The organism is Pedobacter hiemivivus (assembly GCF_005144565.1).
GTDB lineage: Bacteria > Bacteroidota > Bacteroidia > Sphingobacteriales > Sphingobacteriaceae > Pedobacter > Pedobacter hiemivivus.
Genome location: NZ_SWDX01000003.1, coordinates 272921 through 285872, shown reverse-complemented (window position 1 = coordinate 285872; position 12952 = coordinate 272921). Strand labels below are relative to the sequence as shown.

Annotated in this window: 15 protein-coding genes; 4 read left to right on the top strand and 11 right to left on the bottom strand. The window is 40.6% G+C overall.

Annotated features, from left to right (window positions below):
* Nucleotides 1-6: 6 nt before the first annotated feature.
* Nucleotides 7-723, top strand: coding sequence for a hypothetical protein (locus FBD94_RS08385; RefSeq protein ID WP_136879877.1), 717 nt, complete (start codon nucleotides 7-9; stop codon nucleotides 721-723).
* An 85-nt stretch (nucleotides 724-808) separates the two neighbouring features.
* Nucleotides 809-1771 (top strand): alpha/beta fold hydrolase, encoded by a 963-nt coding sequence (locus FBD94_RS08380; RefSeq protein WP_205945863.1) that lies wholly within the window; start codon nucleotides 809-811, stop codon nucleotides 1769-1771.
* Between the two features lie 25 nt (nucleotides 1772-1796).
* Here FBD94_RS08380 and FBD94_RS08375 read toward each other — a convergent pair whose 3' ends face one another.
* The gene (locus tag FBD94_RS08375; RefSeq protein ID WP_136879875.1) at nucleotides 1797-2240 is read right to left on the bottom strand and encodes a LytR/AlgR family response regulator transcription factor; all 444 of its coding nucleotides are present in this window, start codon (nucleotides 2238-2240) and stop codon (nucleotides 1797-1799) included.
* A gap of 349 nt (nucleotides 2241-2589) precedes the next feature.
* Here FBD94_RS08375 and FBD94_RS08370 point away from each other — a divergent pair, with 349 nt between their 5' ends.
* Complete coding sequence (locus tag FBD94_RS08370) at nucleotides 2590-3981, top strand: sigma-54-dependent transcriptional regulator (protein ID WP_136879874.1); 1392 nt, start codon at nucleotides 2590-2592, stop codon at nucleotides 3979-3981.
* A gap of 4 nt (nucleotides 3982-3985) precedes the next feature.
* Here FBD94_RS08370 and FBD94_RS08365 read toward each other — a convergent pair whose 3' ends face one another.
* The 10 genes from FBD94_RS08365 to FBD94_RS08320 form a co-directional block, all read right to left on the bottom strand.
* Nucleotides 3986-4900, bottom strand: a complete 915-nt coding sequence (locus FBD94_RS08365) for an alpha/beta fold hydrolase (protein ID WP_136879873.1) — start codon at nucleotides 4898-4900, stop codon at nucleotides 3986-3988.
* A gap of 145 nt (nucleotides 4901-5045) precedes the next feature.
* Nucleotides 5046-5807 carry a LytR/AlgR family response regulator transcription factor gene (locus tag FBD94_RS08360; RefSeq protein ID WP_136879872.1) on the bottom strand — a complete coding sequence of 254 codons (762 nt, stop codon included), beginning with the start codon at nucleotides 5805-5807 and terminating at the stop codon, nucleotides 5046-5048.
* Entirely contained in the window at nucleotides 5788-6807 is a 1020-nt protein-coding gene (locus FBD94_RS08355) for a sensor histidine kinase (protein ID WP_136879871.1), read from the bottom strand. Before FBD94_RS08355 ends, FBD94_RS08360 begins: the two co-directional genes overlap by 20 nt.
* Before the next feature lie 104 nt (nucleotides 6808-6911).
* On the bottom strand, nucleotides 6912-7382 hold the full coding sequence (locus FBD94_RS08350) for a 4'-phosphopantetheinyl transferase family protein (RefSeq protein ID WP_131611849.1): 471 nt from the start codon (nucleotides 7380-7382) through the stop codon (nucleotides 6912-6914).
* Entirely contained in the window at nucleotides 7369-7632 is a 264-nt protein-coding gene (locus FBD94_RS08345; protein ID WP_131611847.1) for an acyl carrier protein, read from the bottom strand. Before FBD94_RS08345 ends, FBD94_RS08350 begins: the two co-directional genes overlap by 14 nt.
* On the bottom strand, nucleotides 7625-8902 hold the full coding sequence (locus FBD94_RS08340; protein WP_136879870.1) for a beta-ketoacyl-[acyl-carrier-protein] synthase family protein: 1278 nt from the start codon (nucleotides 8900-8902) through the stop codon (nucleotides 7625-7627). The genes FBD94_RS08345 and FBD94_RS08340 overlap by 8 nt, the downstream gene beginning before the upstream one ends.
* Nucleotides 8895-9341, bottom strand: coding sequence for a 3-hydroxyacyl-ACP dehydratase FabZ family protein (locus FBD94_RS08335; protein WP_131611843.1), 447 nt, complete (start codon nucleotides 9339-9341; stop codon nucleotides 8895-8897). The genes FBD94_RS08340 and FBD94_RS08335 overlap by 8 nt, the downstream gene beginning before the upstream one ends.
* A gap of 150 nt (nucleotides 9342-9491) precedes the next feature.
* Nucleotides 9492-10544 carry a type III polyketide synthase gene (locus FBD94_RS08330; RefSeq protein ID WP_136879869.1) on the bottom strand — a complete coding sequence of 351 codons (1053 nt, stop codon included), beginning with the start codon at nucleotides 10542-10544 and terminating at the stop codon, nucleotides 9492-9494.
* Entirely contained in the window at nucleotides 10541-11257 is a 717-nt protein-coding gene (locus tag FBD94_RS08325) for a methyltransferase domain-containing protein (protein WP_136879868.1), read from the bottom strand. The genes FBD94_RS08330 and FBD94_RS08325 overlap by 4 nt, the downstream gene beginning before the upstream one ends.
* Nucleotides 11251-12390, bottom strand: a complete 1140-nt coding sequence (locus tag FBD94_RS08320) for an NAD(P)/FAD-dependent oxidoreductase (protein ID WP_136879867.1) — start codon at nucleotides 12388-12390, stop codon at nucleotides 11251-11253. The genes FBD94_RS08325 and FBD94_RS08320 overlap by 7 nt, the downstream gene beginning before the upstream one ends.
* Nucleotides 12391-12714: 324 nt before the next feature.
* On the opposite strand from FBD94_RS08320, the gene FBD94_RS08315 reads away from it, so the two are divergent.
* The gene (locus FBD94_RS08315) at nucleotides 12715-12951 is read left to right on the top strand and encodes a hypothetical protein (protein WP_136879866.1); all 237 of its coding nucleotides are present in this window, start codon (nucleotides 12715-12717) and stop codon (nucleotides 12949-12951) included.
* The last annotated feature ends 1 nt before the right edge of the window (nucleotide 12952 follow it).

Genomic DNA, 12952 nt, shown 5'->3' with positions numbered 1-12952 from the left:
AATATCATGAACGAATTATTAAAATTAGCTATTGAAGCCCAAGGAGGCCTTGACCAATGGCGCAAATTCAATACATTCACCGCCAAATTTATAAATAGTGGTGAGTTGTGGGCCATGAAAGGGCATGGCGGCACTATTGATGAGGTAGGCGTAAAAGTTAACCTTTTAGAACAGAAAACCTCTCATATTCCTAACGATCAGTGGCATACTGCCTATACACCTGATCGGATAGCGATTGAATCTGCGGATGGCAATACGATTGCCGAATTATACAATCCCCGGGCATCTTTTTCTGACCATGTTTGGGAAACAGAATGGACACCACTACAATTGGCTTATTTTACTGGCTATGCCACCTGGAACTACATTAACACGCCTTACCAGTTCACCCGTCCCGGTTTTGAGCTAAATGAAGGCGAATTGTGGGAAGAAAATGGAGAAGTGTTACGTACGCTGAAAGTAAAGTGGCCAAAAGATATTCATACCCATTGTCCCGAGCAAACCTTTTACATCAACAGTGAAGGATTTATTAAGCGTTTGGATTATCGGGTAGATGTGGCCGGAAGCGTGCCCTGCGCACATTACCTTTCTGATTACAAGGAGTATCAAGGAATTAAGCTAGCTACCAAACGCGTGGTATACCTGGTTGACGAGGAAAACAGACCAAAGCCAGATAATAAAATTATTGTTTCTATAGATCTTAGAGATATTAAATTCCAATAGTTACCTAAAAATGAAAAAGTATATCAACAATAGCAACCGTCGCTTTTTTAGCGTGGTTCCTTTTTTTATCATCGCAATGTTTTTCATGACGGCCCAATTAGCTTTCGCTCAGGATAATGATGATATCAAAAAGGCTGTAACAATCAATTCTAAGCTAGGGACCCTTAAGCAAATAAATGCAGGGGTATTGAATGTGGGGTATGCCGAATCCGGCCCAGCTAATGGGCCTGTGATTATCTTGCTACACGGCTGGCCTTATGACATCCACAGTTATGAAGACGTGGCACCCATTCTGGTTAAAGCAGGGTATAGGGTTATTATTCCTTACTTGCGTGGTTTTGGCACTACACGTTTCCTCTCCCCTAAAACGCCGCGTAACGGACAGCAAGCCGCCATCGCTTCGGATATTGTGGCTTTAATGGATGCACTCAAAATTTCAAAGGCAACATTCGGAGGCTTTGACTGGGGGGCGCGTACTGCTGATATTATAGCCGCATTATGGCCTGAGCGATGCAAAGCGCTGGTTGCTGTAAGTGGTTATATCATCACCAACAGAGTGGCCACGCTGCAGCCCTTAGCTCCAAAGGCAGAACTCGGCTGGTGGTATCAATATTACTTCTCAACTGAGCGCGGTAAGGCCGGTTATAGTGCAAACACGCACGATTTTAATAAGCTCATCTGGCAAATTGCTTCACCTAAATGGAATTTCGACGATGCAACCTACAACCGCAGTGCGACCGCATTTGACAACCCCGACCATGTAGCAATTGTAATACACAATTATCGCTGGCGCTTAAGTTTGGCTGAAGGTGAAGTAAAATATGATGAACTCGAAAAACTTCTTGCTGCAGGCCCGCTGATCAAAGTACCCAGTATTACCATCGGCAGCGATTTCGATGGGGCGGCAGCTAATGGTGCGATGTATGCTAAAAAATTCGTAGGGCCATATAAGCATATCGTACTTGAGGACATTGGGCACAATGTACCGCAGGAGGCACCGAAAGCATTCGCAGATGTGATCATAGAAGTTAATGGCTTACAAAAATAACTCGAACAATTATACCAAACACGGTTTATCTGTTTTCAAGCCAATGCAAAAAACAGGTCACCTTTTCTTTGGATACAATAAGCTTTTCTTGTGTGGTAATGGAAAGCCTTACAAATAATTTTCGACCGAAATAATGTTCTGCTTCCTTCACCGCGTAAAAATTTATCAAATATTGGCGGTTTAACCGAAAGAAGAATTGCTGCGCCAAAAGACTTTGGATCTGCTCGAGGGAATGATCCACGGTATATTCTTGCCCATCAAAGCAAGTAATGATTGTACAGTCATATTTAAGATGGAAAAAAGCAATATTTTTTGTAGCTATAGTGAAATACTTATTGTGTTTAAACACGAGGAAACTTTGTTTGCCGATGGAAAAGGAAAGCTTTGTCAGTAGGTCTGTTAACTGATCAGCTATTTCAGGGCCAGGTAGCGAAATTGATAGCCCGGCTATTTGTTGATATGAATCCATTGTGAATTGATTTTTCGGTCATATTTGAATAACTCAATTCAACACTCGTGCCATAACTTATATCGCTTGTAGTTAGCTTGTTATGTGTAGATAGCTTCTGTTGAATAGTTAAATGTAACGATTGGTTGATATGAGCTGTGGGATATCATAATAAGAAGAGTGCTTTGATCAGGTTACTTTTTCTTTATATGTAGAAATTTTGGTAAATTTATTTAAATCATTCCTTTTTATTTGCAATTTTAGATAGGGGTAAGGCTATTAACGCCCTATTTTAAAGGATACTTTTCTGGCTATAATTATTCTATCATCGATTGCATATTAAATGAACCAATAAGCAGGAGGAGTAATTATGAAAACCAGGATACTCATTGTTGAGGACCAATTTATTAAAGCAAATAATCTTAGGATCATACTTTCCAAAGCCGGCTATCATGTTTGTACAATTGCGTGTTCGGTAAACGAAGCGCTGAAAATCGTAGAGCGTGAAAAACCCGATCTTGTTTTATTGGATATACGCCTGCAAGGGAGGCTTACGGGCATAGACCTTGCTAAAAGTTTAAAAGAAAAGAATATCGGATTCGTTTATCTTTCAGCTAACTCTGATAAAAAGACCTTAGATGCAGCGAAGGAAACTAGCCCCTATGGCTTTATTGCAAAACCATTTCGCGCGAAAGATGTCTTGGTTATGCTTGATGTGGCCTGGTACCTTCATCAGCAAAATCATCCCGCGGTTTCAAAGGAATTAACAGATCGCTACAGGCAAGCAGGCATTAAGGAAATTATAACTTCCAGTGAAAAAATGCTTACGCTAATTAATCATCTCAAGATCGCCGGAACATCGGATATATCGGTACTGATATTGGGAGAAAGTGGTACGGGAAAGGAACTGGCGGCACAATATATCCACATCAATTCGCTCCGTAGTACTAAGCCCTTTGTTGTCGTGAACTGTGGTGCCTTGCCTGCTAATCTTATTGAGTCGGAGTTGTTTGGTCATGAAAAAGGCTCGTTTACTGGAGCTAACGAAAAGCGAATAGGTAAATTTGAGCAGGCTAACGATGGCACTGTTTTCCTGGACGAAATAGGAGAATTGCCTTTAGATCTCCAGGTAAAGCTGTTAAGAGTGTTGCAGGAGCGCGAGGTTGAGCCAATAGGCGGTAAAAAAAGAACGATCGATGTGCGGATTATAGCCGCTTCAAACCGTATGCTGGAAGAAGAAGTTGCCGCTGGGCGTTTTAGGCTGGATCTGTATTACCGGCTAAATGTATTTCCTGTACTAATACCACCACTACGTGAACGTAAACAAGATTTGAAACCCTTGGCCGATCACTTTTTGAAATTTTATGCCAAAAAAGAAAATAAAAATGTTTCCGGTATATCTGACGCCGTTTTCAGATCCATGCAAGAATATTCCTGGCCGGGAAATATCCGCGAACTTGAAAATATGATTGCCAGAAGTGTATTACTCACTAACGGAAATACCATTACCTCACTGCAATTGCCCAGTCAGCCTAGTTCGCCCTTGCCAATGGCAATCACAAATGGCCGGATCAAAACCATGGCCGAAACCGAACACGACCATATTTTGATCGCCCTGGAAAGTTGTGGCTGGAAAATTCATGGTAGAGGCGGAGCTGCAGAACTACTGGATTTAAATGCTTCTACATTAATATCGAGGATGAAAAAATTGGGGATTGCAAAAAGTATTTCTTTTAAAAAAGCAGGTCAAAAAAAAATATAATTCCTCATTCAGCTTTTAGAAACGGGATGGCTTCCGCCAAAAAGAGGTCGGCGTATTCAAAAATTGCCCCATGCCCCGAATCTGGATATAGGCTAAGCTTGGCATTGGGTATATTCTGGAAAAGGATGTAGGAATTAATTGTAGGTACAACAATATCATTATTGCCATTTACTACTAAAACAGGTTGTTTGATTTTTTTCAATTGGGTTATGGAATTCTCATCGGTCATTGCCCAGCCCAAAATTGATTTCAGCTGCGATTGTATGGAAGCCAATTTCGTGTCCGGATCACGGTCAATTTGTCGTCTATTGATCCTTTTTAATGACTGCTGCCCCGAAGCCTGGCTTGTTTGGGAAGGGCTGTAGAACATAAATAGCTTTTGCTCATCGGGGCTCATATTGGCAGACTCCTCCAGGTCCTTCACGAGCACAGTTAAATTCTCGCCGCCTTTGTGGCTTGTTCCGGCAAGTATCAGCTTATTCACCAGCTTGGGTTCTTTAAAGACGATTTGTTGGGCAATAAAGCCACCCATTGAAAAGCCTAAAATGTTTATTTTTTCATAACCCAAAGCATTTATAAAAGAAATAGCATCCTTTGCCATAGCTTCAATATTATCCGGAGTTTGACCACCTGAGCCACCAATACCTTTATTATCAAATAAGATGACATGGAAGTATTTTGCAAGTCCATTTGTCAATGTCGGGTCCCAGTTGTCCATGGTACCAGTGAAATGCTGGAACAATACAATTGGTATACCTTTTTTCCGGCCGAAGGAACGGTAAGCATACTTGTTACCGCTGGCCTCAATAAATTTAGTAACTGCGGTTTGATGCGGATTATTCTGATGTAAAGAGGCTTCGGCGTCGATCTCAGATGACGCTACAGCAATAGTATTAGCATTGGTGAGCATACTTTTCATGTTTTATGTTGACTAGATTGTATAGCAAACTTATTGCAATTACTGGCGGGCAGGTAGTGTAATTAAGTTGAGGCAGGCAAAATGGGCGACGAAGCGGCGAATTTAAAACACGAAGAACTGAGTGTCTTCTACTCTATTGTTACAGTTAGCGGTTTTCGAGCCAATTCAAAAAGATAGTGGTCTTCTCTTTCCCAATTAATAGTTTATCTGGACTGGGGATGACCAGCTTTACGAAGAGTTTCCTGTCAAAGTAGTGTTCTACCTCTTTAATTGCGCTAAAGTTAACGAGATACTGTCTGTTTAGTCTAAAAAACTGTTTAGTTGATAATATGCTTTGCAATTGATCCAGTGATTGCATCAGGGTATATTCTTGCTCCTGAAAGGTCATGAGTGTCGGAGCCTCATTTCTGATATAGAAAAAGGCTATATCCTCAGTTTTAACAGTGGTGTATTTGTTGTTTTTGAATACTAAAAAGCTTTTTTTCCCTTCATCCTGTCCGATCTTTTTCAGTAATTCTTCCATATCTGGTTGTGTATTTTGCTGGAAAAAGTTTTTGAAGTTGTCTACTTTTTCAAAAGCTTTCTGCAGTTCTTCTTTTGAAAAAGGCTTAAGCAGGTAATCAATTCCATTTGCTTTAATGGCATCCATGGTATATTCTCCATAAGCAGTACAAAATATAACAGGGCATTGGATGCTTACTGATTTAAAAATTTCGAAACATAGCCCATCAGAAAGCTGAATATCCATAAAGATAAGATCAGGAGCTTCGTTTTCAGAAAGGTAGTCAATAGCACTTTCTATACTTTGCAGTTGAGCGGTGATTTTCGCCGATGGTTTTATCTTTAGAATGAGGTTTTCAAGTGACTTTGCCGCTTTAAGCTCGTCTTCAATGATTAAGATTTTCATGAATGATCGGGAGTTTGATGGTAAATAATGTTTCAGTGGTAAAGATTTCGATTTGCTTGCCAGAAAGGTGCAGATACCGCTGATTAATGTTTTCCAGCCCCAAGCCTGTAGAAGCTTCTGGAGTTCTTTTTACCTGAAGTTTATTTTCGACAATGATGAAATCTTTTTCTGAATATAGGTGGATGTGTAGCGGACGATCTATGGATACCACATTGTGTTTAATGCAGTTTTCTATCAGCAGTTGCAGTGTAAATGGTGGTATTAGCGATTGATAATGTTGCTGTTCTATATGTATAGAAAGATCAATACCATCTTCAAAGCGCGCTTTTAACAGGAAAACGTAAGCATTAAGTATCTCTAGTTCTTCAGCAAGCTTGATTAGATCCAGCTTGCGGCTTTCGAGTGTGAAACGGTAAAAATCGGATAGTTTTAGAATGAAATCTACGGCATGGGGGTCATTGCTTTCCACCATATATTTTAAAGTATTCAAACTGTTAAACAGGAAATGGGGGTTTACCTGCTGTTTAAGTAATTCATATTGTGCACCAAGGTTATCTGCTTTAGTACGCTCCAGTTCTATGCCTACCTGTTGATTCTGATAACTCTGATACAAAAGGTGAAGAAACATATAAAAGGTAATGTTAACAAGAATCCCCCGCACTTCGAACATCAGCACTACAGGTCCAAAATTTAGGTGGGATAACAAATATTGTTGGATAGAAGCCAAAATAAACATAAGACCAATCCCGAAAAAAAGGCCTTTAAGCAGTCGTTTAACCGAAAATCCATGGGCAACCTCTCTTGAAGAATAGGCCGGAAGCATTAGAATGTTGTAATACCAGATCAGCACGGCAAATAGAAAGGTGACGGTCGAATCAACCAGCGCTTCGTAGGGGTTAAAATGCTGTTCTGCTATTTTAGGAACGGAGGTAAGCACCCCAAGAAAAAAGGAGCTTAGCCATATTATTTTATTTGAAATCTTAAATGTTTTCTTGTTCATATCCGCAATCAAATATAGTACATTATACAGCTACACTAAGTTAGTATTTAGATAGGAGTAAATCCGGATAAGGATAAGCTGAACTGGACCGATATGAATTAAGCTTACAAGTAAATAAGTGCGAGGTAATTGCCGTGGTGACTTACAGAAGCCGGATTGGTGCTTCTGTAAGCGCTATCGGATTCGTCATAATCGCTTATTTTAAGCTGCAGACTACTCAGTACCTTAGTTTTTTCACTTGCAATGGTATGAATGTAAGCCTCAGATAGTGTGCTTTGCGTATAATACATTTTTCCTTGATAAAACACATTGCCAGTCGCCAATGTTGGATGTACGACTACGTTAGTACAGCAGAGGAGTGTTGGGGCAAAGGTCCTTATTTTTGTTTCCTTTGCGTGTGCTTTATAGGCAGACTCCTTCATGGTCCATAGTAGCCATACCATGACTTCCGGGTCTTTGGCAACGTGAATCAGGAACCTTTCGGCCATAGTAAATAGCTTCTCCAGGTATCCTGTCCTTTTCCAGTTGCTTTCTTTTGCGGCCTGGCTTAAATCAACAATGTCATTTCCTATCAAGTGCTTTTAGTTTATCTTCAATAATTGTGACAGTTTCCCCTACATTTAGCATTCGTGCCATCTCCAGGTTGTCAATTTCAATATCAAATTCTTCTTCTACGTCTAAAATTACATCCACCAGGTTGGCCGAATTAATTTTAAGGTCTTTAATGAAATCTGTGGATGGGCTAATGGTTGCTAAAGCATCTTTGTCATGGGTGTAAGGAGCAACAATTTCTTTCAATTTTGTTAAGAGTTCTTCTTTATCCATTTTCGTACTTTTTAAAGATAATGCAGGCGTTGACATCACCAAACCCAAAGCTTGCTTTAGCTAATATATTAATGTTTTGATACATTATTTGATTTGTAACCTTATTTTTATTTACCAGTTCTGCGATTTCTGGATTTAGGTCTTCACAGTTGATCGAAGGAAAAATAAAACCCTGTTGCAGCTGCAATACCGAGGCGATACATTCTATGCTTCCTGCAGCACTTAAACAGTGTCCAATCATGGCTTTTAAGCTGTTGATATATGGGAAGTGTTCAGGCGTACGATTCAGAGCAATGGCCCAATTTTGTACTTCCAGGGCATCTTTACTGGTCGCGGTAAGGTGACCGTTTATCGCGTCAACGGCATCGGGCCTGATGTCTGCGTTATGCAAGGCGGCTTGAATACAGCGCTGCACCGCAATCGCATTTGGCGCAGTCATGCTGCCGCTGCCGCGTTGTCCGCCCGAATTGATGTTGCCCCCCAATATTTCCGCATAGATCTTTGCGCCACGGGCGAGGGCAGAATCCAATGACTCTAAAACCAAGGCTCCGGCGCCGGAGCCAGGTACAAAACCACTGGCATTGGCGCTCATTGGTCTCGATCCTTTTTCTGGTTCCTGGTTGTGTTTAAAGGTGCAGACTTTCATGGCGTCAAAGCCGCCCCATATATAAGGCCCACTGTCGCTCGTGCTGCCGGCAAGCATTCTGCTCGCTTGTCCGGTTTTTATGCGCTCATAAGCCATTAAAATGCTTTCTGTGCCAGTTGTGCAGGCTGATGAGTTGCTGCTCACCTGATTGCCCAAGCCAAGCTTGCCCCCAAGGTAAGCGCTAATGCCGCTGGCCATGGTTTGCACTACGACTGTGCTGCCCAGTTTGCGTACCTGCAGGTCATCTACCTTGTAAATGGCTTCTCTAAATTTTTCAATGCCCGATGTGCCGGTGCCAAATATAGTTCCGCTGTCCCAGTCGGGCTCATCGGCATTGGAGATTGGCAGGTTGGCATCCTGCCAAGCGTCCATGCCGGCGATAATCCCGTATAAAATTCCACTGCTGTTAAAATTTCGGCGTTCTAAATCGCTGAGGTATTTGGCAACCAGCTCATCGGACAATTCAGGTTTTCCTGCAATCTGGCAAGAAAACTGAAGTCTTTCTAATTCTGGATCGTGTTTAATACCCGAGATGCCTTGTTTAATAGCATTTGTAAATGCAGTTAAACCAACTCCATTTGGTGCTACAACACCCATCCCGGTTATGACAACACGTTTAGCCATTCATTTTATTGGTTACCATTCCAGCAATTGTTCCCTTGCAAACCACTTCTCCAGCTGCATTGGTCATTTGTACCGTACAATTTAATTTTTTGAAACGGAAATATACCTTTTGAGCGGTTACCGTCACTTTTTCACCTGGAAAAACAGGTTTCATAAAATCGATCGCAGTTGATGTTAACATCACATGGCCGGGCATGCCGCCTTCGGCGCTGCCAGATAGGTATATACCAAGGCATACCAATCCGATTTGTGCCATGGTTTCGGTTAAGATTACACCAGGAGTTACCGGATTGTCTTTAAAATGGCCTTTATAAAAATCAAGACCAGCATCGAAGGTATAAGAACCTTTAGCTCCATTTTCGTCGATCTCTTCTAGTTCGTCTACAAATAAAAATGGTTTCGAGTAAGGTAAGTGTGCTAAGATCTCTGCTTTGTTCATGTTATGTTTAATTGTTGTTATGTTTAATTCTTGTTTTTTGCACCCCGTCATCCTGAATTTATTTCAGGACCTCGCACCTGCATGGCTTCCTTTCTCTTGCGAGATCCTGAAATAAATTCAGGATGACGAAGCGCTTAATTAGCGGAATCCTCACCACTTCAATAGCATCCGTTGTGCCGAAAACCCTGGTCCAAAGCTGAGCATTAAGCCCAGTTCTCCGCTGCCCAATGGCCTCTCCATATAGCGGTCCAGTACATACAATACTGTGGCGCTCGACATGTTCCCGTATTCTTTTAAAATGTTTTTAGTCTCGTTTATATTTTTGCCTAATTTACCAAATAACGCTTCAACTGTATCAATAATTTTTTTTCCACCGGGATGAAATATCAAATGATCAATGTTTTCAATCCTCAATCCATACTTTTCTAAAAATGGATGAATGATGTCCGGGAAATGCTGTTCAATATTTTCGGGCACTGCCACATCTAATACCATTTGTAACCCTTTATTGGTCAAGTTAAATCCCATCATAGGTATGGAATCATAAAAATGGTACATTTCTTCCCCAATAATTTCCGGTCCTTCATCTTCTTCCTTTGAGGAGAGTAATACACAAGCCGCGCCATCTCCAAAAATCGCTGCACTTACAATATTGACCATCGAAAAATCATCCAACTGAAAAGTCGCCGTAGGCGATTCAATCGCAATCACTGCCGCGCGCTTTCCCGGATTTGCTTTTAAAAAGTTCTTCGCATAAATCATCCCCGAAATCCCTGCTGCACAGCCCATCTCGGTTACCGGAAGTCGCACAATATCCTGTCGCAGGTTTAGTGTATTGATCAAGTAAGCATCCAAGGATGGAATCATAATCCCTGTGCAACTTACCGTAATGATATAATCCAGATCCTGGGGTTGCCATCCGGCTTTTTCTAAAGCTTGCTTTAAACAGCTCGTCGTCAGTTTAATACCTTCTTTGATATAAATATTGTTCTTTTCTTCAAATGATGACGGTCTAAACACTTCTTCCGGCGACATGATCGAATACCTTTTGTCGACCGCCGCCTGTTCAAATATCTTTTTTACTTTTTTAATAAACCGAGGCTCCTGGTCTTTCAACCAGACATCCAGATAGGGGAGTATCTCTGCAGTGCTTCTCGAATATTGTGGGGCTAGCTTGGAAACAGTCTTAATTTTTACGCTCATATCGTTCTAATTATCCATTGGTAACGGAATGCCCACTTCCATTTTAAAATGTAATCGTTAAAGCGCAATTGTTCAGACAAATCATGCAACTCCTGTCTTTTAAAACCCCTTAATATAGATACCAGTCCATCATTTTTAGACATGTGATTGAGCCTAAAAACAAAGCAAATGCTTACAAATAAGTAATAAGCCAGCGCATTTCTGTGTAGGTCATTTACCACAATTCCCAATGTCGACTGCTCTTCTAAGCCTTTCATAAGTGTGATGATTTCGTCATCTTTAAAATGATGCAATGTCAATGTACACAGAATAACATCGTAAAGTCTTTCTTGTTTAATTTCTTCAAAAATATCTGCGCATACATAGCTGATATTTGGATGTTTTTTTGATAATTGTTCCGCATGTTTGATGGTGAAATAGTTCGCATCTATTCCAGTCAGTTTAAGTTTTATGCGTTTCTTTTTGGCATACTTGGCCAAGGTCCTGAGCATGTCGCCATTTCCACAACCCACATCCAAAATGCGGAGTTCAGACCTGTATACTGGTTTTGATTTAAGCAAACATTTTACCCCTTGTAAGGTAACTTTATTGCCACCCAGCAACCTGTTTATGCTTGCTATTTTATCTAGCGCATTACTTAAAATATCCCCTTCTAATAAAAAATCATCCATTAATTCAGGGGCATCACTTCTGCGGTTGGTATCTACTAACATAAGATCGGTTTTCCGTGAGTCATTTTAACGATTAAGGGTAAGGCTGAGGGGAAATTAACCAATAGCTGTTGCATTGGCCCAAATAATTTTTCTTTCCTGATCATTTCAGATAGAAACCTACCCATTAGCAATCTTGTTTTAAAATTTTTGTTCCATGCTTTTACATAATCCTGCTCCAGCAAAACTCGGCTGTGAATCTTGTTATTTAGGTAAGCTATAATGAGTTCCGCACAAATTTTTGCACTATGAATAGCCATTGCCATTCCGTTGCCGCAAAGTGGATGAATTAAACCGGCTGTATCACCAATCATTAAAATATGTTCGTGCAGGGCTTCTTTTTTCTCAAAAGAAATCTGGCTTATAGTTAGGGGATGCTCAAATAGGGCCGTGCTGTTGTCAAATATTTTACGAAGATGGGGATTCTTGCAAAGCACATTTTCCTGAAAATCCTGAATGTTTTTATAGGCTTTAAAGCTATTGTAATCTGCGAGATAACAGATGTTGATGCGGTTGTGCTCTACCTTAGATACGCCACAATAGCCACCTTTGAAATTATGAAGCGCAACCAGATCATCTGGGAAATCACCAGTATAATGCGCCTTTACAGCCAACCATGGCGATTTTTTCGAAATAAAGGGACGAGATAGTTTTTGGTCTATGGCCGATCTTTTACCATAGGCGCCAATTACGATATGGCTTTTTAAGATACCGTGTGTATCGGTACTTACTTCAAAATTGTTGTCTTTAAAAGTGATGTCGGTCACCCGATCTGTAATTAAGTTGCAGCCATTTTGCAGCGCCTTTTGGTATAGCAAATTGTCCAGTTCATATCTGCTTAAGCCGAAACCGCCGAGCGGCAAATCACAGGCAATGGTTTTGCCTGTATTTGAGGAGACCACCAGTTTTTTTATGAGGGCTGGTTTCATTGTCAGTGGATCTACATCCAGCCATTGTAAATAGGGTAGGACTTCATTAGAAATGTATTCGCCGCAAACTTTATGGTGAGGATCTTTAGTTTTTTCAATTAAAGTAACCTCAAAACCTGCTTTTCGTAAATGGAGGGCGCATGATAGTCCAGCAAGGCCGCCACCTACAATGATGATCATATTTTTGTGTTCAATTTTTTGTATCATTTCAGGTAAAAAGACCATTCTAAGATAACGATAAAAAAGCGGCAATATAGAAACTACCTACCATGCTATTCTTTATGCGCTTCGTCCTTAGCGGTCGTCATGCCGGCGAAGGCCGGTATCTCGCAAGAGAAAGACAATCCTTCTATTGCGAGATCCTGATACCGGCCTACGCCGGCATGACGAACTCAGGATGACGATTGTATTAATAATATACCTTATTTCTAAACCCTGTTTTACTTATTTTAAATATTTTATATTAAAATTTGTTACAAGTAGTTATTTATAAAAATTAAATAGTGATTTTTGTTTATCAAAAAGATAATTATGAAAGAATTACTAGAAACACTCCAGAGAATGGAAGGGCGGCTTACACGGATAGACGAAAGGCTAGATTTGATCGAAGAAAGATTGGATCATTTGGATGCAAGAGGGGATGACTTCTTATTTAAGCTCACAGAAATATCCTGCAATATCATAGCTATATTTTTAAAGCTCAAAAAGATAAGCGCTACCACACCCTACGAAGGTGAATACCAGAATCTAAAAATCATAGTATCCTAAT

Coding starts and splice junctions, on each gene's coding strand:
- FBD94_RS08385 (WP_136879877.1), top strand. CDS start 7: ATGAACGAATTATTAAAATTAGCTATTGAAGCCCAAGGAGGCCTTGAC.
- FBD94_RS08380 (WP_205945863.1), top strand. CDS start 809: ATGACGGCCCAATTAGCTTTCGCTCAGGATAATGATGATATCAAAAAG.
- FBD94_RS08375 (WP_136879875.1), bottom strand. CDS start 2,240: ATGGATTCATATCAACAAATAGCCGGGCTATCAATTTCGCTACCTGGC.
- FBD94_RS08370 (WP_136879874.1), top strand. CDS start 2,590: ATGAAAACCAGGATACTCATTGTTGAGGACCAATTTATTAAAGCAAAT.
- FBD94_RS08365 (WP_136879873.1), bottom strand. CDS start 4,900: ATGAAAAGTATGCTCACCAATGCTAATACTATTGCTGTAGCGTCATCT.
- FBD94_RS08360 (WP_136879872.1), bottom strand. CDS start 5,807: ATGAAAATCTTAATCATTGAAGACGAGCTTAAAGCGGCAAAGTCACTT.
- FBD94_RS08355 (WP_136879871.1), bottom strand. CDS start 6,807: ATGAACAAGAAAACATTTAAGATTTCAAATAAAATAATATGGCTAAGC.
- FBD94_RS08345 (WP_131611847.1), bottom strand. CDS start 7,632: ATGGATAAAGAAGAACTCTTAACAAAATTGAAAGAAATTGTTGCTCCT.
- FBD94_RS08340 (WP_136879870.1), bottom strand. CDS start 8,902: ATGGCTAAACGTGTTGTCATAACCGGGATGGGTGTTGTAGCACCAAAT.
- FBD94_RS08335 (WP_131611843.1), bottom strand. CDS start 9,341: ATGAACAAAGCAGAGATCTTAGCACACTTACCTTACTCGAAACCATTT.
- FBD94_RS08330 (WP_136879869.1), bottom strand. CDS start 10,544: ATGAGCGTAAAAATTAAGACTGTTTCCAAGCTAGCCCCACAATATTCG.
- FBD94_RS08325 (WP_136879868.1), bottom strand. CDS start 11,257: ATGTTAGTAGATACCAACCGCAGAAGTGATGCCCCTGAATTAATGGAT.
- FBD94_RS08320 (WP_136879867.1), bottom strand. CDS start 12,390: ATGATACAAAAAATTGAACACAAAAATATGATCATCATTGTAGGTGGC.
- FBD94_RS08315 (WP_136879866.1), top strand. CDS start 12,715: ATGAAAGAATTACTAGAAACACTCCAGAGAATGGAAGGGCGGCTTACA.